This is a genomic window from Tepidanaerobacter sp. EBM-49, assembly GCF_001896645.1.
In the GTDB taxonomy this organism is placed as follows: Bacteria; Bacillota; Thermosediminibacteria; order Thermosediminibacterales; family Tepidanaerobacteraceae; genus Tepidanaerobacter; species Tepidanaerobacter syntrophicus.
Genome location: NZ_MPPE01000005.1, coordinates 46,111 through 65,526, shown reverse-complemented (window position 1 = coordinate 65,526; position 19,416 = coordinate 46,111). Strand labels below are relative to the sequence as shown.

Annotated in this window: 18 protein-coding genes and 1 other annotated feature; of the genes, 13 read left to right on the top strand and 5 right to left on the bottom strand. The window is 36.6% G+C overall.

The features are described from left to right. Positions 1-22 precede the first annotated feature (22 nt). The 8 genes from BUE08_RS01020 (at position 23) to BUE08_RS00985 (ending at position 6,214) form a co-directional block, all read left to right on the top strand. A complete protein-coding gene (locus BUE08_RS01020) occupies positions 23-649 on the top strand; it encodes a helix-hairpin-helix domain-containing protein (protein WP_286680133.1) in 627 nt (208 codons plus the stop codon). Between the two features lie 91 nt (positions 650-740). Next, positions 741-1,469, top strand: coding sequence for a GntR family transcriptional regulator (locus tag BUE08_RS01015; RefSeq protein WP_213995932.1), 729 nt, complete (start codon positions 741-743; stop codon positions 1,467-1,469). 54 nt (positions 1,470-1,523) lie between these two features. Further along, a complete protein-coding gene (locus tag BUE08_RS01010; protein WP_286680132.1) occupies positions 1,524-2,696 on the top strand; it encodes an SIS domain-containing protein in 1,173 nt (390 codons plus the stop codon). Between the two features lie 181 nt (positions 2,697-2,877). Continuing rightward, a complete protein-coding gene (locus tag BUE08_RS01005; RefSeq protein WP_213995930.1) occupies positions 2,878-3,612 on the top strand; it encodes a sugar isomerase domain-containing protein in 735 nt (244 codons plus the stop codon). Positions 3,613-3,638: 26 nt separating this feature from the next. Continuing rightward, the gene (locus tag BUE08_RS01000; protein WP_213995929.1) at positions 3,639-3,920 is read left to right on the top strand and encodes a PTS sugar transporter subunit IIB; all 282 of its coding nucleotides are present in this window, start codon (positions 3,639-3,641) and stop codon (positions 3,918-3,920) included. Between the two features lie 156 nt (positions 3,921-4,076). Next, positions 4,077-5,426 (top strand): PTS ascorbate transporter subunit IIC, encoded by a 1,350-nt coding sequence (gene ulaA, locus BUE08_RS00995; protein WP_213995928.1) that lies wholly within the window; start codon positions 4,077-4,079, stop codon positions 5,424-5,426. 126 nt (positions 5,427-5,552) lie between these two features. Next, positions 5,553-6,020, top strand: coding sequence for a PTS sugar transporter subunit IIA (locus BUE08_RS00990; protein WP_286680131.1), 468 nt, complete (start codon positions 5,553-5,555; stop codon positions 6,018-6,020). A 38-nt stretch (positions 6,021-6,058) separates the two neighbouring features. After that, positions 6,059-6,214: a hypothetical protein gene (locus tag BUE08_RS00985; protein WP_286680130.1), complete on the top strand. Its 156-nt coding sequence runs from the start codon at positions 6,059-6,061 to the stop codon at positions 6,212-6,214. A 92-nt stretch (positions 6,215-6,306) separates the two neighbouring features. On the opposite strand, the gene BUE08_RS00980 is transcribed toward BUE08_RS00985, so the two are convergent. Next, positions 6,307-6,531, bottom strand: a complete 225-nt coding sequence (locus BUE08_RS00980) for a hypothetical protein (protein ID WP_281795568.1) — start codon at positions 6,529-6,531, stop codon at positions 6,307-6,309. Positions 6,532-6,724: 193 nt separating this feature from the next. Between BUE08_RS00980 and BUE08_RS00975 the strand changes: the two genes are divergently transcribed. Then, positions 6,725-7,957 (top strand): MFS transporter, encoded by a 1,233-nt coding sequence (locus tag BUE08_RS00975; RefSeq protein WP_286680129.1) that lies wholly within the window; start codon positions 6,725-6,727, stop codon positions 7,955-7,957. Here the strand turns inward: BUE08_RS00975 and BUE08_RS00970 are convergent. Continuing rightward, positions 7,951-8,730, bottom strand: coding sequence for a serine hydrolase (locus BUE08_RS00970; RefSeq protein WP_286680128.1), 780 nt, complete (start codon positions 8,728-8,730; stop codon positions 7,951-7,953). The genes BUE08_RS00975 and BUE08_RS00970 overlap by 7 nt on opposite strands. A 157-nt stretch (positions 8,731-8,887) precedes the next feature. On the opposite strand from BUE08_RS00970, the gene BUE08_RS00965 reads away from it, so the two are divergent. From BUE08_RS00965 to BUE08_RS00955, 3 genes are all read left to right on the top strand, one after another. Continuing rightward, a complete protein-coding gene (locus BUE08_RS00965; RefSeq protein WP_286680127.1) occupies positions 8,888-9,694 on the top strand; it encodes an undecaprenyl-diphosphate phosphatase in 807 nt (268 codons plus the stop codon). 38 nt (positions 9,695-9,732) lie between these two features. Beyond that, positions 9,733-9,940: a binding site (T-box leader), on the top strand. 73 nt (positions 9,941-10,013) lie between these two features. Further along, the gene (locus BUE08_RS00960) at positions 10,014-12,665 is read left to right on the top strand and encodes a valine--tRNA ligase (RefSeq protein ID WP_286680126.1); all 2,652 of its coding nucleotides are present in this window, start codon (positions 10,014-10,016) and stop codon (positions 12,663-12,665) included. A 38-nt stretch (positions 12,666-12,703) separates the two neighbouring features. After that, entirely contained in the window at positions 12,704-14,140 is a 1,437-nt protein-coding gene (locus tag BUE08_RS00955) for a bifunctional folylpolyglutamate synthase/dihydrofolate synthase (protein WP_286680125.1), read from the top strand. A gap of 159 nt (positions 14,141-14,299) precedes the next feature. Here BUE08_RS00955 and BUE08_RS00950 read toward each other — a convergent pair whose 3' ends face one another. From BUE08_RS00950 to BUE08_RS00940, 3 genes are read right to left on the bottom strand one after another with little or no spacing between them, the layout of a single operon-like run. Next, positions 14,300-15,658: an ABC transporter permease gene (locus BUE08_RS00950; RefSeq protein WP_286680124.1), complete on the bottom strand. Its 1,359-nt coding sequence runs from the start codon at positions 15,656-15,658 to the stop codon at positions 14,300-14,302. A gap of 5 nt (positions 15,659-15,663) precedes the next feature. Next, positions 15,664-17,397, bottom strand: coding sequence for an efflux RND transporter periplasmic adaptor subunit (locus BUE08_RS00945; RefSeq protein WP_286680123.1), 1,734 nt, complete (start codon positions 17,395-17,397; stop codon positions 15,664-15,666). 33 nt (positions 17,398-17,430) lie between these two features. Beyond that, on the bottom strand, positions 17,431-18,129 hold the full coding sequence (locus BUE08_RS00940; protein ID WP_059033746.1) for an ABC transporter ATP-binding protein: 699 nt from the start codon (positions 18,127-18,129) through the stop codon (positions 17,431-17,433). A gap of 276 nt (positions 18,130-18,405) precedes the next feature. Here BUE08_RS00940 and BUE08_RS00935 point away from each other — a divergent pair, with 276 nt between their 5' ends. Beyond that, positions 18,406-19,377: a polyprenyl synthetase family protein gene (locus BUE08_RS00935; RefSeq protein ID WP_286680122.1), complete on the top strand. Its 972-nt coding sequence runs from the start codon at positions 18,406-18,408 to the stop codon at positions 19,375-19,377. The last annotated feature ends 39 nt before the right edge of the window (positions 19,378-19,416 follow it).

The window sequence follows — 19,416 nt, the reverse complement described above, 5'->3', positions numbered from 1 at the left end:
AGTAAAATTAGGAGCTGAGGAAGTGCCTGATTTTGATAAAAGAGAAAAGATACTTCTAGGAATTTTGCTAATAATGGCGATTTTTACGGTATGTATCACATATTATGCATTTTTTAAACCATCAAGCGAAATAGTACTCGATCTTCAAGAGGAGCAAGATAAAGCTCCCCTTGAAGACGATGAAACCTTTGTAGAAGAGAAAGAAAAAATAATTGTTCATGTAGCGGGCGCGGTCAAAAGCCCCGGTGTTTATACCCTTGAAGAAGGAGATAGGGTAAAAGATGCCCTAGATGTTGCAGGCGGAGTTATACCTGAGGCAGACCTTGAATCCTTAAACCTTGCCATGAAGGTTCACGATGAAGATAAATTATATGTTCCCAAAACAGGAGAAATTACAGATACATCAGATTCTTCAACAGGTCAATCAATTGCAGGAATAAGCTCGAAAGATGACGGAAAAATCAATATCAATACCGCAAGCGAAGCAGAGCTTATCCAATTACCCGGCATAGGTCCTGTAACTGCTCAAAAAATTATAGACTACAGAGAAAACAACGGTAAATTTAGCAGTGTAGAAGATATAAAAAATGTTTCAGGCATAGGCGATAAAAAATTTGAGCAGATAAAAGACAAAATAAAAACACGGTAAAATTTTAGCCATAATACATTGACAAGCAAAAAAATAACGTGTATTATAAAGATAACTGGTACGGACCACATGACAATATTAAGGTGATGCGATGAAGAAGATTGAAAAGGAAAGTAGAATACCATTATATTACCAATTAATGGACATTATTATAGAAATGATTGAGGCGGGAAATCTAAAGGCAGATGATAAATTGCCTTCGGAAAGAGAGTTATGTGAAAAGTACGATATCAGCAGATCTACCGTCAGACAAGCTATTCAGGAACTTGAGCGAGAAGGATATATCTATAGAATACATGGAAAAGGCACTTTTGTCTCACCTGAAAAATTCAAACAAGATCTTTTAAAGTTTTACAGTTTCACTGAAGAAATGAAGAAGCTTGGAAAAGTGCCAACATCTAAAGTTCTAGATTTTAAAATAGCAAAATGCAACGAAAAGCTGGCACAGAAGATGAGACTGAATGTACATGATGAAATATACGTATTTACCCGCTTAAGGCTTGCGGACGGCGAACCGATGATGTTAGAGACAAGCCATGTGCCATGCAGCAGATTTCCTGGTTTAACAAAGGAAAAACTAGAGAGACGTCCGATGTATGACATTTTTTCAGAAGAATACAACACAACTTTTACATTTGCCGAAGAAATTTTTCAACCTGTTATAACCAGAGAAAATGAAGCTAAGTTGCTGAATTATTACGAAGGACTGCCAAGTATGATGATTGAACGATTTACTTACGAAAAAGACACTGTAATAGAATATACTAAAAGTGTGGCAAGGGGTGATAGATTTAAATATAGAGTTGCTTTAAAAAGATAATTTTTTATCAAAACTGGTAATGATGACATGACAACATTATAAGGTGGGAGAAAAATGTTCGGAATAAGAGAAGAAACATGGAAAAATATCAATGGATTTAATACAGCTACTGAAATATATCAGCAGCCTGAACTATGGCTTGAAACTCTGCAAATTATTCAAAACAATATAGAAAAGATCAAAGGATTTTTTGCTGGATTTCAAGAAAACAAAAACACAAGAATTATATTTGCAGGTGCAGGTACATCCGCTTATATAGGAGAGACTTTAGTTCCATATTTGCAGCGAAAATATAATTACAGGTTTGAAGCTATTCCGACTACGCATATTGTGACTAATCCGGAAAATTATCTAGAAAAAGATACGACCACGATAATAATTTCTTTCGGTAGGTCCGGAAACAGTCCCGAGAGTATGGCGACCTTTAACTTAGCAGAACAATTAATAAACGATGTGCATCATATATTTATAACTTGCAACCCTGATGGCGAAATGGCCAAAACAGCAAAGGATAAGAAAAATATCCTATTGCTTCTAATGCCTGAAAAATCAAATGATAAAGGTTTTGCGATGACCAGCAGCTTGACATGCATGATGCTGGCGGCTTTACTGATATTTGATATACAAAATTTAGAAAACTATTCTAAACAATTAGCAGAAATTGCAAATATCGGAAAAAATATTTTAGATAATAATCACCAGAAATTAAGCGAGCTCTTAAATTCTACCCCAAAAAGAGTAATATATCTTGGGTCAGGAAGCTTCTATGGACTTTCAAAAGAAAGCGCATTAAAACTCTTAGAATTAACACGAGGTAAAATCATAGGTTACAGTGAAAGCGTCTTAGGATTCAGACACGGCCCAAAATCTATAGTAAATGATGAAACTTTAGTTTTTATATTTTTATCCCAAGATGCATATTCAAGAAAATATGACATAGATCTTTTAAAAGAAATCTACAATGACCCTGGTGATCATACCGTAATAGCTATATCAGCAAATTTTGAAAATGACTTAAAGGAAATATGTGATGACTTACTTTATCTACCGGAAGAAGCAGCTGAAATAGATAATCCCATATTAATTTCAATGCTTTACATCCTTTATGCCCAGGTGTTTGCGCTTCTAGCCTCTGTAAAATCGGGAATAGAACCGGATAACCCTAATCCCGGCGGCATAGTAAACAGAGTAGTAAAGGGAGTAAATATATATCCCTATAAAAATTAATTAATAATTGATGATATATTATATAAAAAGTAACATCTTAAGTGTAAACTTGTTATTATGTACGAAAATAGAATAGTAGGCGTTTTGGTTTATTAAGTAAATTTTAATTTGACAAAACAAAGAACAAATTGGATAAATCAGTTGTGTTAAAACTAAATTACAATGAAGGAGAAAGGTGACAATGAAATACTTAGAGTATTATTCAATTATTAAAAACCAATTAAAAATGCAGTTTGAAGAAGAAAAGGAAAGTATCGAAAAAGCAGCGGAGTATTGCGCAAATTCAATTATGAGCGAAAGATTAATACACGTTTTTGGATGCGGTCATTCGCAAATGTTTGCTATGGAGATTTTTTATAGAGCTGGAGGCTTAGTTCAAACAAATCCTTTGCTTATCCCACATATGGCTCTATTTCCGAAAGCTAAGTTAAGCACTATTCAAGAAAGAGTAGAGAATTTTACACCTGCTTATTTAGAATTAATAAATACGGACGAAAAAGACACAATGATTATAGTATCAATATCAGGAAGGAATGCTGGTGTAATTGATATGGCATTGGCAGCAAAGAAAAAGAAAATGAATGTAATAGCTTTAACCTCTCTTGATTTTACTAACAGTGTTAGCTCTCGTCACAGCTCGGGCAAGCTTCTAAAAGACATATCAGATGTTGTTATTGATATTAAATGTGTAGCTGGCGATGCCTGTCTTTCAATAGATGGCATGAAACATAAATTCTGTGGAACGTCCACGGTCTTAGGTATGGCAGTAATAGAAGCGATCATGGCGCAAACTATCGAAAATTGCGTTAAGTTGGGATATATACCTCCTGTTTATGTAAGTTCAAATTTAGATGAAGGAGATGCGATCAATGAAGAATATATTAAAAAATATAGAAATATAATAGAGTGCTTGTAAATTTCACAGAAATGGAGTGGTACACTATGCTTAATATAGTAACAGTATGTGGATTAGGAGTTGGCTCAAGTCTCATACTTAAAATGACAGTTGATAAAGTAATGAAAAAATTAGGAATAAAATGCAATATTGAACATTGGGATATGGGAACCATAAAAAGTAAAAATGCTGATTTGATTATTACTACTAAGGAATTTAAAAAAAATTTTGAAGGTCAAAAAAATGTCATTTTCATTGACAACATTATTGATGAGAAAGAAGTAGAAAATAAAATTGTATCTTATTTAAACAGTAATAAAACTAACTAATCTTAATATTTACTATGAACAAATTTTTATATATTTGTTTTAAACTTACAGAATTTTTATTAAAACCTATTAAGGACAAGAATATCTCTTAATAGAGCGTTACAAGTTCCTAAAAAATAGTGAAACAAATAAAATTAAAAGTTAGGAGGGACAAACATGCTCGATATATTACTTGATATTTTAGGTACACCTGCTATGATAATTGGGCTTGTTGCAATGATAGGACTAATACTTCAAGGGGAATCTTTTGGAAGAGTTTTATCTGGTTTCTTAAAGACAGCTCTAGGAATGCTTGTTTTATCAGCAGGTGCTGGTGTAATTGTTAATGAAATTTTGCCGTTTGTAGATTTATTTGCAAAAGTATTTCATTTATCGGGTTTTGCGACGTCATCAGAAGCTATTGTGGGAGCAATACAAAGCACTATACCTATAATAGCTTCATCCAGTGCACTTATTATGGCAACAGGATTTCTGGTAAATGTTATTTTAGCTAGATTCACACCGCTTAAATACATCTTTTTAACAGGCCATATGATGTGGATTCTCTCAGTTTCTCTTGCTTATAGCCTGTATGCTGCTGGATTTACAGAAACTAATATTATATTATTAGGCACAATACTACAAGGAATGATATTAACTTTACTACCTGCTATTTGTCAACCAATGGTTAGAAAAGTGACTGGAAATGACAATTTTGGAATAGCACATTTAACAACTTTAGGGACAACTACTTCTGCATATATTGGTGGATTGTTTGGAGATAAGTCGAAATCTGCCGAAGATATTACAGTTCCTGAGTCCTTAGAATTTTTTAAAGATACATCAGTGTCGGTTTCAATTGTGATGTTAATTTTTTACATTTTAGTTGTTATCGTAGCTGGACCTGAAATGGTTGCTGAATATGCGGGCGACTTAAACTATATCGTTTTTGGACTATTAAAAGCTCTGGGTTTTGCATCTGGAGTGCTTATACTTTTACAAGGAGTTCGCATGTTCCTTGGTGAGTTAGTGCCTTCGTTTAAAGGAATTGCTGACAAGTTAGTTCCTGGAGCTATACCGGCTTTAGATGTTCCTGTTTTATTTGCGTATGCTCCGAATTCTTTGATGATTGGATTTATCATGGCAGTAGCAGGAATGTTAATAGGGATGATTACTAGTTCAGTAGTGTTTAAGGTCACTCCATTAGTATCAATCATTGGAGCATTTTTTACCGGCGGAGTAGCAGGAATAATGGGTAATGCAACAGGTGGACGACGCGGCTCTGCAATTGCTGGATTTATTTATGGTTTTCTACTGATATTCCTATCTGGTCTTCTATATACAATGTTTGATTTTGCTGCTGTTGGAGCTAAAGGAGTAGGACATGATTGCATAGATGTGATGATATTAACAATGCTTCTAAAAAATCCTTATATTGGTATAGGCGTTATAGTCGTTGCTTATATTACATTTAGTTATTTAGAAATGCGCCATAGTAAAAACAAACAAAATTCCACACAGTCATAACAGTAGGAAAAGTAAAAACAAAAAAATTTCTGTAATTTGACTCTTGTTTGCTTACAATAAGAATAAAGTCAGTTTTATGCAGAATTATGCTATTAAACGTAGAAAAGAGAAGAGGTAAGAAATGCTGTGATATCAGAATTGCTTAATGAAAATACTATTAAAATATATGATAGTGTCAAAGATTGGAAAGAAGCCGGAAAGATCGCGGGCAAGTTATTAGTAGATACTGGAAAAGTAAAAGAAAGTTTTATAGATGCTATGATAAAATCTGTAGAAGAATACGGTCCATATATTGTTATAGCACCGGGAATTGCTTTATTTCACGCAAGACCCGAAGACGGTGTAAAATCAATGTGCCTAAGCTTGGTTATAGTTAAGAATGGAGTTGATTTTAATTCAGGAGATAAAGATCCTGTAAAATTAGTCTTTGTTTTAGGAGCAGTAGATAATGAGTCGCACTTAAGATTATTATCTGAGCTGGTAAATCTATTACAGGATAAAAATTTAGTAAAGATGATAATTTCTGCACATACAGAAAAAGATGTTATTCAGCTTATACAGAAAAAGCAATTGGAAACAGTAAAGGAGTTATAATCAAACCACAAGTAATCGGAGGAGGCGACACAGGGCTTATGGACGATTTTGTTTCCTTGCTGCTCTCGAAAAATGGTAAAGCTCTCACGTCGGCTGAGAAGTCTGTTCAAAGTCATATGATGGCTTTTGCGGCCGAGGAATCAAGGTTAAATAATGTTATAGTAAATATGAAAGAATTTTACGCTAAATTCTAATTCCTGCTAGAAAGATATATTAACAAGAAAAAAGTGACAGTATCATATCATTATAATACTGTCACTTTTTGTAATAAAAACAAGTCATTTTATCAATTCTTACTATTCTCACTTATGATTTGCTTTGCACGATCGACCATGTTAGGATATAAATCTATTGGAACATATGAAGGGCCTAAAGTGCTTGCTACCATAAATCTTGCACATTTAGTTTTGTCATTTTCGCAATAATTTCTGCGATAGATAGCCCCTAGACCACTATCAATAGGCATTTTTTGCTGATAGAATGGGCAGTTGTTAATTTTTTCACATTTCATGGTAATCTTCCCCCTAAATTTGTAAAATATCATCTAAAATAATAACTATTACTAATAATAAATATAAACCTAGAGGATTGCACTGTCAATAGAAAAAAATAAGCCATTTATTGAATTTTTCTCATATGATATAATTATAATCGATATTTATCCCGCTTATTTCTACAAATCCTTATAGAAATGAGGCGCAATTGTGAATAGAAAAATTGTAAATCATTCTTCAAAAACGGCAATTCGAGTCATAATAATATTCGGTATTATAAGTCTGTTAGGAGATATGGTATATGAAAGTGCTAGAAGTGCAAATAGTCAATATTTTGAGCTAATTGGTATTAATGCAGCTCAAGTAGGCCTGGTTTTTGGCATAGGTGAATTTTTAGGATATTTTCTACGCTTAATAGCAGGTATTTTGTCAGACAAAACCGGAAAACACTGGCTTTTTATTTTTATAGGGTATGGAATGCTCATCGCAGTGCCTTTAATGGGCCTTACTACAAACTGGAACTTTCTCGTTGTGCTTATTTTAGTAGAACGAATAGGAAAATCTTTGCGCAACCCGGCGAAAGATACAATATTATCTGCAGTTGCGGAAAATCAGGTAGGGACAGGATTTGCCTTTGGTCTTCAGGAAGCCTTGGATCAACTGGGAGCATTTGCCGGCCCCTTAATTTTTACCTTAGTATTTTACCTTTCAAAAAACAGTGAGATTGCCGAATATCAGTTAGGTTACAAAGTTTTGATGATTCCTTTTGTTGCCCTAATGCTTTTTGTAACTTTTGCATACCTTCAAACCGAAAGAGAAAAACTAATTCCGGTTATAAAACAAAGACAATTTCAAAGTGAAAGTCTCAGGCCTACATTTTGGATTTATACTGCTTTTACCTTCTTTTGCACTTTAGGATTTCTTAATTTCAGTATTATTGGCTACCATTTAAAGGCAAATAGATTACTATCAGATGGGAATATTACGTTACTATATTCAGTTGCTATGATTGTAGATGCCATAACTGCTATTATTATAGGAAGAGCTTATGATCAAATGAAAAGGAGAATAGGAACAAAAACCGGCGGATTAGCAGTGCTTGGCGCTATTCCGGCTATCACCCTTTTAATTCCGTTTTTGGCACTTGGCACATCTACTACGATGATTATTTTAGGCATGATAATTTTTGGAATTATAATAGGAGTTCATGAAACGATTATGCGCTCGGCTATAGCTGACATAACACCCTTTAACAAACGCGGCACAAGCTATGGCATATTTAATGCCTGCTATGGTCTAGCTCTTTTAGGCGGTTCCGCCTTTACAGGCTACCTTTATAATCTGAATCAACTCGGAGCTATAAAAATTTTTACTTGTGCAGTAGAGCTAATTGCACTTTTTCTCTACATGAAAATGAATCAAATGGTAAAAAACGACTACTGATTGAGAAAATAATTATAAACTGCAGCCCCTAATGCGTTATGGACTTTTAATCCGTCAGCATTATTCTTGAGATTACTCATCATAACAACAATTATTACTTTAGTATCATTTATAAAAAATATGCCTGCATCATGTTCGATCCCAAAAAGTCCGCCTGTTTTATGAGCAAATTGAATATCCTCCGGCAAGTATAGGCTTAGTCTGTCGTTGAACTGCTGGCAAAGAAGCATATTGATCATTTCATTTCGCGATTGAGCAGAAATATCATGGCCTTTTAGCAGTTTTACAAAAAAGTCGTATACGTCTTTAGCTGAAGTAAGATTATCTTTACCGCAAGAACGGGCCTTCATATCCATCATTTTTCTTTGAAGGCAAGTATTAGGCATTCTGAGTTTTTTAATTTCCTGATTTATAGATTCCATACCAAGATAATCAATAAGAATATTGGTAGCGGTATTATCGCTTAAAGTTATCATTAAAGTTGCATAATCATGAAGGGAAAGGTTAAGGCCGGAGTTCATATACTGAAGCACCCCTGCCCCTGGGGCCTTATTTTCATCTTTCAGAGGAATGATTTCTTTCTTAAGGTCAATGTCTTGTCTTTCAGATTCGGCATACAGTTTCCATAAAATCCAAAGTTTTATAATGCTTGCAGAAGACATTATCTTGTCTTCGTTTATAAAAATTTTTTCATCAGACCAGGTACTATCAATTACTACGCTACATACCCCATCGACATCTTTAATCAAATCTTGAACCGTTTCAATAAGCAAAGCGGCAGCCTCCTTCTAAGGTAACATTACTTAATATATCATACCAGATATAATTTAAAATTAACACAAAGGCCTGAAGAAGATTTAATCAATCTTGAAGCCGGCAAAAGATATGGTATAATAAAAAAGATAAGGTAACACTACAAGGAGGGGCATCATGAGTTTACTTCTTAAAGCTGCACTGATGGGTGTAGTTGAGGGTCTTACAGAGTTTCTTCCAATATCTTCTACAGGCCATATGATTATTGTGGGAGACTTCATAAACTTTAAAGGCGATAGCTTTTATACAATGTTTGAAATTGTTATTCAGTTAGGAGCTATCCTGGCAGTAATTTTTTATTACAGATATAAAATAATTGATTCATTAAGGCATCTTAGACCAGGCGATAGAGGTTTTAAATTATGGCTTAAAATTTTCGTCGCTTTCTTACCGGCGGCGATTATAGGCTTATTAATTAATGATATTGTAGAAAAATATCTATTTTCATCATTTACTGTTGCAATAGCATTAATAGTAGGCGGGTTTTTAATGATAGTGGCTGAAGGCATTTTTGGCCGCGGCGGTTTAAATGACATGGATAAAGTAGATTTAAAACAGGCTTTTATAATTGGCACAGGTCAATGCTTATCATTAATTCCCGGCATGTCAAGATCTGCATCAACTATTATGGGCGGCATGGCAGCAGGTCTGTCGGTGAAAGCCGCAGCAGAGTTTTCCTTCTTTCTTGCTATTCCGACCATGATAGCCGCTACCGCTTTTTCGCTTGCCAAGGGCTTTTCAACTACTACTTTACAGCAATTTCAGGCACTGGGCGTAGGTTTTGTAGTGTCATTTATAGTTGCACTTTTTGCCGTAGATGCTTTTCTTACATATCTAAAACAACATTCCTTAAAACCTTTTGCGTATTATCGAATTATCTTGGGAATTGTTATGATTTTATTGATTACAACAGGTGTTATCTAGTATTGACAAAGCCTTGCTGCATAAGTAGAATAAAATAAGCAACTGCTTTGAAAGGGAGGAGTAAAAGCTAGGTTAAAAGAGAGAAAGGTCTAGGCTGAAAGCCTTTCGAAATTAGCTTTGAATGTCGCCCTGGAGCATCCCTGACGAACAAAGAAGTAGTCATGGACGGTTTACTGCGTTAAAAGTTTAAAGTTGCCGGTATTGGAAATAAGGTGGTACCGCGAAAGCAGGTCTTTCGTCCTTTGAAGGATGAAGGACTTTTTTGATGCTGCCGAGCGTCATAAAAAATAATTTATAGCAAATAATAGGAGTGTGTAAGATGCAAAAAGAATTACCTTCTGTCTATGATCCAAATGAAGTAGAAGATAAATGGTATAAATTTTGGGAAAGAGAAAATTTTTTTCATGCCGAAATAGATCCGAACAAAGAACCTTTTACAATTGTTATTCCTCCGCCAAATGTAACTGGACAGCTCCATATGGGGCATGCATTAAATAATACATTGCAGGATATATTGATTAGAACTAAAAGAATGCAAGGTTATTCTGCGCTTTGGCTTCCGGGAACAGACCACGCCGGCATAGCTACTGAAGCAAAAGTTAAAGAACAATTGGCAGAGGAAGGCTTGTCTAAATATGATTTAGGAAGAGAAAAATTCTTAGAAAGAGTTTGGGCATGGAAAGAAAAGTATGGAGACAGAATTATAACTCAGCTAAAAAAACTAGGTTCATCCTGCGACTGGTCAAGGCTCAGATTTACTATGGATGAGGGGCTTAGTAAGGCGGTCAGAGAGGTATTTGTCCGGCTTTATGAAAAGGGGTTAATATATCGGGGCGACTATATTGTAAACTGGTGTCCCACTTGTAAAACCACGCTTTCTGACATAGAAGTAGAGCACGAAGACCGAATAGATAAGCTGTATTATGTTAAATATCCGTTTAAGGATGGTTCAGGTTATATAACTGTGGCTACAACAAGACCCGAAACAATCTTAGGAGATACAGCAGTAGCCGTAAATCCCAATGATACGCGCTACAAAGATGTAGTTGGAAAAACTTTAATACTACCAATTGTAAAAAGAGAAATACCTATAATTGCCGATTCTTATGCTGATATGGAGTTTGGTACAGGAGCAGTAAAAGTAACACCCGGTCATGATCCGAACGACTTTGATATGGGTGTGCGCCATAGTTTACCGATAATCATCGTTATTGACGAAAACGGATGCATGAACGAAAAAGCAGGCAAATTTCAAGGAATGGACAGATTTGCTTGCAGAAAAGCACTTATTGACGAATTGGAGAAGGAAGGACTTTTTGAAAAAGCAGAAGATATAAGCCACAGTGTAGGACACTGCTATCGTTGCCATACTATTGTGGAGCCGGTAGTTTCTAAACAGTGGTTTGTAAAAATGGAACCGTTGGCAAAACCGGCAATTGATGTGGTAACTGAAGGTGAAGTAAAGTTTATCCCTGAAAGATTTGCAAAAATATACATGAATTGGTTAGAGAATATAAGGGACTGGTGCATATCCAGGCAGCTATGGTGGGGACACAGGATTCCTGCATGGTACTGCCGCGACTGCGGCGAGACGATAGTATCAAGAGAAGATATTAAGACATGCCCCAAGTGCGGTAGCAGCAGTGTGGAGCAAGACCCGGACGTGTTAGATACATGGTTTAGTTCAGCTCTATGGCCGTTTTCTACTCTGGGGTGGCCAGAAGATACGCCTGATTTAGATTACTTTTATCCCACCTCTGTTTTAGTTACCGCATATGATATCATATTTTTCTGGGTAGCAAGAATGATCTTTATGGCTATGGAGTTTATGAAGGAACCTCCTTTTGAATATGTTGTCATAACAGGTTTAATCCGCGATGCGCAAGGCAGAAAAATGAGCAAGTCATTAGGCAATGGCATCGATCCCTTAGAAGTAATTGATAAATACGGAGCAGATACCCTGCGATTTACACTGTGCACAGGAAATGCCCCCGGCAATGATATGAGATTTTCATGGGAAAAAGTAGAGTCAAGCCGCAATTTTGCGAATAAGATTTGGAATGCATCGCGATTTGTTATAATGAATCTGGAAGATTTTACACCGGGAGAGCTTAATTTAGATAAATTAGCCTTAAAAGACCGCTGGATACTAAAGAGAATAAATGATATAACGCGCGATGTTACAGATTCACTTGAAAAATTCGAGATAGGCCTTGCGGCTCAAAAAATTTATGACTTTTTCTGGAGTGAATTTTGCGATTGGTATATTGAAATGGCAAAAATTGATTTATACGGTAAAAATGAAGAGAATAGAAGAACAACACAGCGGGTTTTAGTTGAGGTAATTGAACGAGCCTTAAAATTATTGCATCCCTTTATGCCTTTTATAACTGAAGAAATTTGGCAGCATATACCTCATGAAGGAGTAAGCATAATGGTATCCTCCTGGCCCGAACATAAAGCGGATTGGGATTTTGAAGATGCTAACGAAATGGAATTAGTAATGGATGCCGTAAGAGGTATTAGAAATATACGCGCAGAAATGAATGTTCCTCCTGCAAAACAAGCATCTGCACTAGTCAGAATAACAAATCCCATGACAGAGCAAATACTAAGCAGTAATTTAGATATTATTTACAGTCTGGCAAAGGTATCAGAAATGGAATTTGGTAAGGAAGATCTTCAAGTCCCTCACAAAGCTGTGTCTTGTGTGATAAAAGGTGCAGAAATTTTTATTCCAATGGAAGGGCTTGTAGATTTAGATACAGAAATTGCAAGGCTCGAAAAAGAAAAATTAAATTTAGAGAAAGAAATCGAGAGGACAAGCAAAAAGTTAAGTAATTCGGGCTTTATTGAAAAAGCTCCAAAGGATATAGTTGAAAAAGAAAAGCAAAAACAAAAAGATTATCAGGAAATGCTAGAGAAGGTGGCAGCAAGACTTGAAATGATGAAAGACATGCTGGCGGAATAGGTACTGCTGAATTTTGCCAAAATAGAAGGGGAGAATATATGCTGAATTACAATCAGGCATTAGATTTTATCCACGGTTTAAATGCTTTTGGAACAAAATTAGGTCTTGAAAATATCACAAAGCTCTTAGAGATTTTAGGGAATCCACATAAAGATATGAAAATAATTCATGTTGCCGGCACTAATGGAAAAGGATCTACATGCGCTATGATAGATTCTATCCTAAGGTCCGATGGCTACAAAGTTGGACTCTACACTTCTCCATATTTGGAAGTTTTTAACGAGAGAATACAAGTTAATGGGAAAAACATATCTGATGACGATCTTGCAAGACTCACAGACAAGGTGCAAAAAGCAGTTTTTTATATGAGAGAAAATAACATAGGTTCTCCTACTGAATTCGAGGTCGTTACTGCAATAGGTTTTTTATATTTTTATGAACAGGCCGTAGATTTTCTTGTACTGGAAGTGGGGATGGGCGGCAGGCTGGATGCTACAAATGTTGTAACTCCTTTGGTCAGCGTCATAACTCCTATCAGTTTTGATCATCAAGAGTATCTAGGTAATACACTTTCTGCTATTGCAAAAGAAAAATGCGGTATTATAAAGCCCGGAGTTCCTGTAGTTACAAGCCCTCAAGAACCTGAAGCACTGCAGGTAATAGAAGAGACATGTAAAAACTTAAATTGCAGGTTGCTTAAGGTAATTGGTGAAGAAAGTATCAGCAAAGATTTCGACTTACATGATACTGCAACTTACAAATTAGTAAGCGATAATGATGATGGCCTGATTTTTGATTTAAAGACCCCTGCGGAAGAGTTTAAAAATCTTGAAATTCATTTAATAGGGAGACACCAGTTAAGCAATGCTGCAACTGCCGTTACTGCAGTTGATGTTCTGAATATGCATGGAATTGATATAAAGCGCGAAGCTATATATGCAGGACTTAAGAATGCAAGGTGGCCGGGAAGGCTGGAAAGAATCTCACAAAAACCGCTGATTTTAATTGACGGGGCCCATAATATAGCAGGAATAAAAACTTTAAAAGATGCTTTAATAAGATATTATAAAGATAAGAAAAAGATTCTAGTCTTAGGTATTTTAAAAGATAAAGACTATAAAGAAATGCTAAAGGAAATAGTTCCGATTGCGGATGTGGTAATAACTACAGCACCGCTTAGCCCTAGAGCTCTCAACGCTTCAGAACTGGCTTGCACTATTTGCGAAATGCTTGATGAAAAGACAATAGAAATAAATGATAATGACCGCCAATATATATTACCGGGTAAAGTACCTGCGGAAATTCCTATATATTCCAGAGAAAAGATCGAAGATGCTCTAAACCTTGCCTTATCACTTATAAATTCTAAAGAAGATATGATTGTTTTTGCAGGTTCACTTTATATGATAGGCTATGCAAGAACTTTAATAAAAGACAGATTGGCTTCAGATACAATGACTTCAAAAATAATATAACTATCGCTTAAAAGTTAAGAGCAGCTACTGATTGGACTGTCTAATTTCCTGTCTGCTGAACAGAGAAAGGAATCCAAATTTAGCTGCTCTTTTTTTATTTTATATTCCATTATATTTTTAACATAAACGGTGCTGCTATTCTAATCAAAGTGAAGAATTTTATTGCCGCCTTAAAGCTTCAATAGGAGGAACAGATGATGCTGAAATTGCAGGATAGATTCCAAACAAGAGTCCGGAAGTCAGTGCCACAGTTACCGCAATTTTTATTGCCTCAAAGCTGATTGCAGTTTCAAAACCGTAACGGCTAAAAACATTTAGCCCCCAAATACCGCCTGCAGTGCCTGCTATAGCGCCAATTCCACTTACGTAAAGTGCCTCTAACAAGAACTGAATCAACAAGTCTATTTGCTTTGCACCTAAAGCGCGACGCACGCCTATTTCTTGAGTACGTTCTGTGACCGCCACAAGCATAATGTTCATTATTCCAAGTCCGCCAACCAGCAGTGATACTGCCGCTATACCGCCGAGCAATAAAGTCATAACACGATTAGCCTGATCTGCTTCTTGGACTAACTGGTTAAGATTTGTGATTGTGATTAAATCTTCACTACCGGCTATCAATGGAATTTGTGTTGATTCTTCCCCGCTATTGCCCTCCGGAATGGCTTCTCCAGTTGGTGAAGACATACTACCGGCTTCGCCGTTCAAACCTTCTTCTGTGCCGCTTTCGTTTTCGCTCGGAGACAAGGTTGTTGGCGCACTTTGATCCAGCCCCAGTTTTCTTTTAAATATTCGCCCTAGCTGGACTACGGCAAGATCTGCTTTTGCAGGGCTTTCAGCCTTGCCCCAGATTTCTGCAACGGTTTTTTTATCCGCAATTTTTAGTGCAGTAGTATAAGGTATTACTAATTTGTCATCAATGCCATCGGCCTTTCCGATGCCTTTTGGGGCGAGTACTCCAATGATACGAAAAGTTGTCCCGTTTAAAGTTATTACTTGCCCCACCGGATTACGACCACCCATCAAGCCCGCACCCATGTTATAGCCTAGCACCACTACTGGAGACCTCTGGGCTACATGAAGCTCTGTAAAAAAGTGCCCCGAAACTAAATCATTATCTCTTATCTTCGGAAAATCACTATTTACACCTAATATATCCACTGTTCCTCTTGCGCGCCTCCAACGCATTACAGCTTTTGTAGGAACAACGGGTGTTGCCATGTCCATGCCATCCACTCTTTCTACCAAATCCTTTACATCATCAGGATCAAATTCAACAGATGGGTCGTTTGCCTTTATGTCGATGACATTTGAGCCTAAACTTTCAAATTGTGCCACAACAGCCTGCCTTGCACCTTCTCCTATCCCCATGAGGCTTACCACAGAAGCCACACCAATTGCAACGCCAAGAACGGTAAGAGCCGAGCGCATCGGATGCACTAAGATACCATGGGCTGCCATTTTTGCAGCAAACCAAAAGCGGGTCAAAGCAGAGAGCAATCGAGATGTTTTTTGCATATTATTCACTCCCCGCTGGTTGCCGGCACTTTTTTACTATCTGTACCGTTTTTATCCTTTGTGCCGCTATTGTCACCATTTTTTTCTTCATCATTAGAAGGAATGATAGAATCTTTATTACCTATATGCTGACTTGGCAACAAATCTGCACTGCTTCCGGTTATCACAAGTTGGCCTTCCTCTAAACCGCTTTTTACTTCAGCTACTTTATCATTCATTAAACCAAGCTTTACCGGTATTGCTTTTGTTGTTCCATCCGGATTCAAAACTTCCACCTTCTGAATGCCATCTTCTTCAAATACTGCTTCTAGCGGAACAAGAAGGACATTTTTTGCACTTCCGGAGTCTATATAGCCTCTGGCTTGCATACCGGGCCTTAAATTTGGACCGCCTTTTACTGCAATGTCTACAGCAAATTTAGTAATCCCTTTAGAATCTTGACCCATTGTATCAACGTGTATAACTTCACCTTCAAAAGTTTCATTAGGGAGGGCATCGACTGTGACTTTAACCGGGGAGCCTTGTTTTATCATTAATACATCAATATCGTCAACTTCTGCCCATAAGTCCATGTCACTTGTATTAAATACATATCCCATCCAATCTCCGGAATTAACCTGAGCTCCTATCTGGGTTTCCCAGCTTGCTATAATACCATCCATCGGAGCTCTGACCTCGGTTTGACCCATTTGAGAGTAAAGCTGAGAAAGTTCAAATTCTTTTTCACGCACCTTATCTAACTGCTCCTGGATAGATTTTTGAACATCAGAGCCTGCAAGAGATACAATAGGATCGCCTTTTTTAACAGTCTGCATTTCTTTGACATAGACTTGAGTTGCTATTGCTTCAACCGTTGATAAAACCCTTTCTTCTTTAACAAAACCTGCAACAGTAGTAGGATTTGCAAACCATGATACTCTGGTAGCATTATTTTCGTCTAAAGGAATTCCTACGTAGACTACAAGTCCTGGTTTTACCAAACCCGGATTTTTACCTTCTACAGTTATAATATATACAAAACCCTTAGCAGGATTTTCTTCGTCGCCATCGGGAATTGGGTTAGGATTTATATCTGTTACATTTCCGTAATATATACCGTCAAAAGCAGAAAATCTCAAAGCAAGCTTTTGACCGAGCTTTACTCTACTAAATTCGTCGGCGTAAAGTTTTGCGTCTATTTTAAAGTGAGAATCATCCACTATTCTTGCCACGATATTACCTTGCTTTACTTCTTGACTTTCAGCTACCGAAAGGCCGGATACCCTTCCATCGATTGGTGCTCTCAAGATTACACCCTGGGAAGGATTTATTTCGGATAAATTTTCCGGAGGAAGACCGGTCAAATCAGATAAAAACTTTTTTGCGCTTTCCAGTTCGTCCTGAGCATTTTTAATTTTACTTTGAAGTTCGGGAGCTGCAAGCCTTGCAATGACTTGACCCATTTTAACCTCAGTGCCTTCTTCGGCTAAAATTTCAACTAGAGTATATTGAATATTACTTGAAGATACGTCATAATAATTGCGCATGCCCGGAGCCTGTATACTTCCACTCCTTGAAGGATTCAAAGGGCCTGTTACATTTACACCTACGCTTATATCACCTTTTGTTACAGGTTTAGTAGAATAAATCGGTCCCTGGGACTCTTCTTTCGGCGGAGGTAAAAGCTCTTTATAGGCGTAAAATCCACCTCCCATTACAATAACTACAATCAATGCAATCGTTAAAATGCGCTGCGCCATATTAATATAACCCCCAAATATATTATTAAATTTTTATATAGTTACATTTGCAACATTTTCTATATGTTCAATCTTGCCGTCTTTTAAGTGAAATATTGTATGACCGTATTCAGCCACACTTTTTTCATGCGTAACTTGAATAACAGTAATTCCCCTTTTTGTATTTAAATCTTGAAAAATTGCCATTATGCTTTCACTATTTTTGGAATCAAGCGCGCCGGTAGGTTCATCAGCTAAAAGCAATTTAGGATCACCGGCGATGGCTCTAGCGATTGCTACACGCTGCTGTTCACCTCCTGAAAGCTGAGAAGGCCTATGATAAATACGTTCTTTAAGACCGACTGCTTCCAGGGCTGCGGTTGCCCGCTTGCGCCTTGCGCTTCCGCTCAATCCCCTATAAATAAGGGGCAGCTCTACGTTTTCAATTGAATTTAAATCAGGCAGCAGATGAAAGCTTTGAAATACAAAACCTAGCAACTGGTTGCGTATATCTGCCAGCATGTTGTCACTCATTTTTTCGACATGCCTGCCGGCAATTTCGTATGTTCCTGAAGTGGGTCGGTCTAAGCACCCTAAGATATTAAGCAATGTAGATTTACCAGAGCCTGAAGGTCCCATGATAGAGACAAATTCACCTTCTTCAATGCTCAAATTAATGTCTTCAAGGGCGTTTATAAAGACCTGGCCGTTTTTATAACGGCGACAAATATTTTTTAGTTCAATAAGTGGCAAAGCGGTACCTTCCTTTCTTACTTTGCGAGTGCAAAATATTTAACTATCAGTATATAGACGATCAAAGTTATGTAAAAGTTTCATACTTTGACAAGAATAAAATTTAGCCAAACAATTCTTTTTATCATATTCAGTTTATCATAAAGTAAATTCTTTACAACATACAAAATATGTTTAAGCGAAAAATACCTATTAAATTTACTATATAGACATTTATTGATAAAATATCTATACTAAAGACAGCATAAAGTGACATAATATTGTGTGGTGAAATGATTGTTTAAAGAGCTGTTAAATGATATCGAAGAAGAGCTTATGGTTTTAGAAGAAGATCTATTCAAAACCATAAACACAAAAAGAATGCTCATAAGAAAACCTTTAGAAAACATGATAAATGCGGGTGGAAAAAGATTAAGGCCGGGTCTTGTTCTAACAGCTGCAAGATTCGGCAATTATGACTTCGAAAAAGCTAGACCATTAGCTCTTGCTGTAGAACTACTGCATACTGCATCTATGATTCATGATGATATAGTTGATGATTCTCCTACAAGAAGAGGTATTCCCAGTATCCAGTCTGCTATTGGTAAAGATGCGGCTGTATACGCCGGCGACTATGTTTTTTGTAAGGTTTTTGAAATCCTGGCAAATGAACCTGCTTATGTGATGAAAGAGACTTCGAAAGCTATGAGTCAAGTCTGCGAAGGTGAAATAAAGCAAAAAGAAGATTTTTTCAATGTAGATTTGACGCTGAAGGACTATCTTTACCGAATAGAAAAAAAGACTGCAGTTTTGTTTGCTTTATCGGCAAAACTAGGAGCTTTCAGCTCGCAGGCTCCTTGCAAAACAGCAAAACAGTTGTATACTTATGGCATAAACGCAGGTATGGCTTTTCAAATGGCAGATGATCTTTCTGATTTTATCGCTGACTCTGAAAAATTAGGTAAGCCGAAGGGCTCAGACCTAAAATCCGGCGTTATAACACTGCCTGTGATATATGCTTTGAAGAAAAATGGGGAAAACCAATATTTAAGGAGCATTCTTGAAACTAGAAACATAGGAGAGGGAGAATTTTCTGAAATAGTACGAATAATAGAGATAGCAGGAGGATTCGCATACACTAAAAATATGATAAATAGGTATGTTAAGAAGGCACAGGAAGCGCTTATGGCACTTCCGGACGTTCCGGCAAGAGAAATCCTAAATGTTTCAGCAAAAATTATAATTGAGAATGTGAATAAAACAATCTAATATCTTCTTTCTTTTTTTAAAAATAAATTATATACTTAT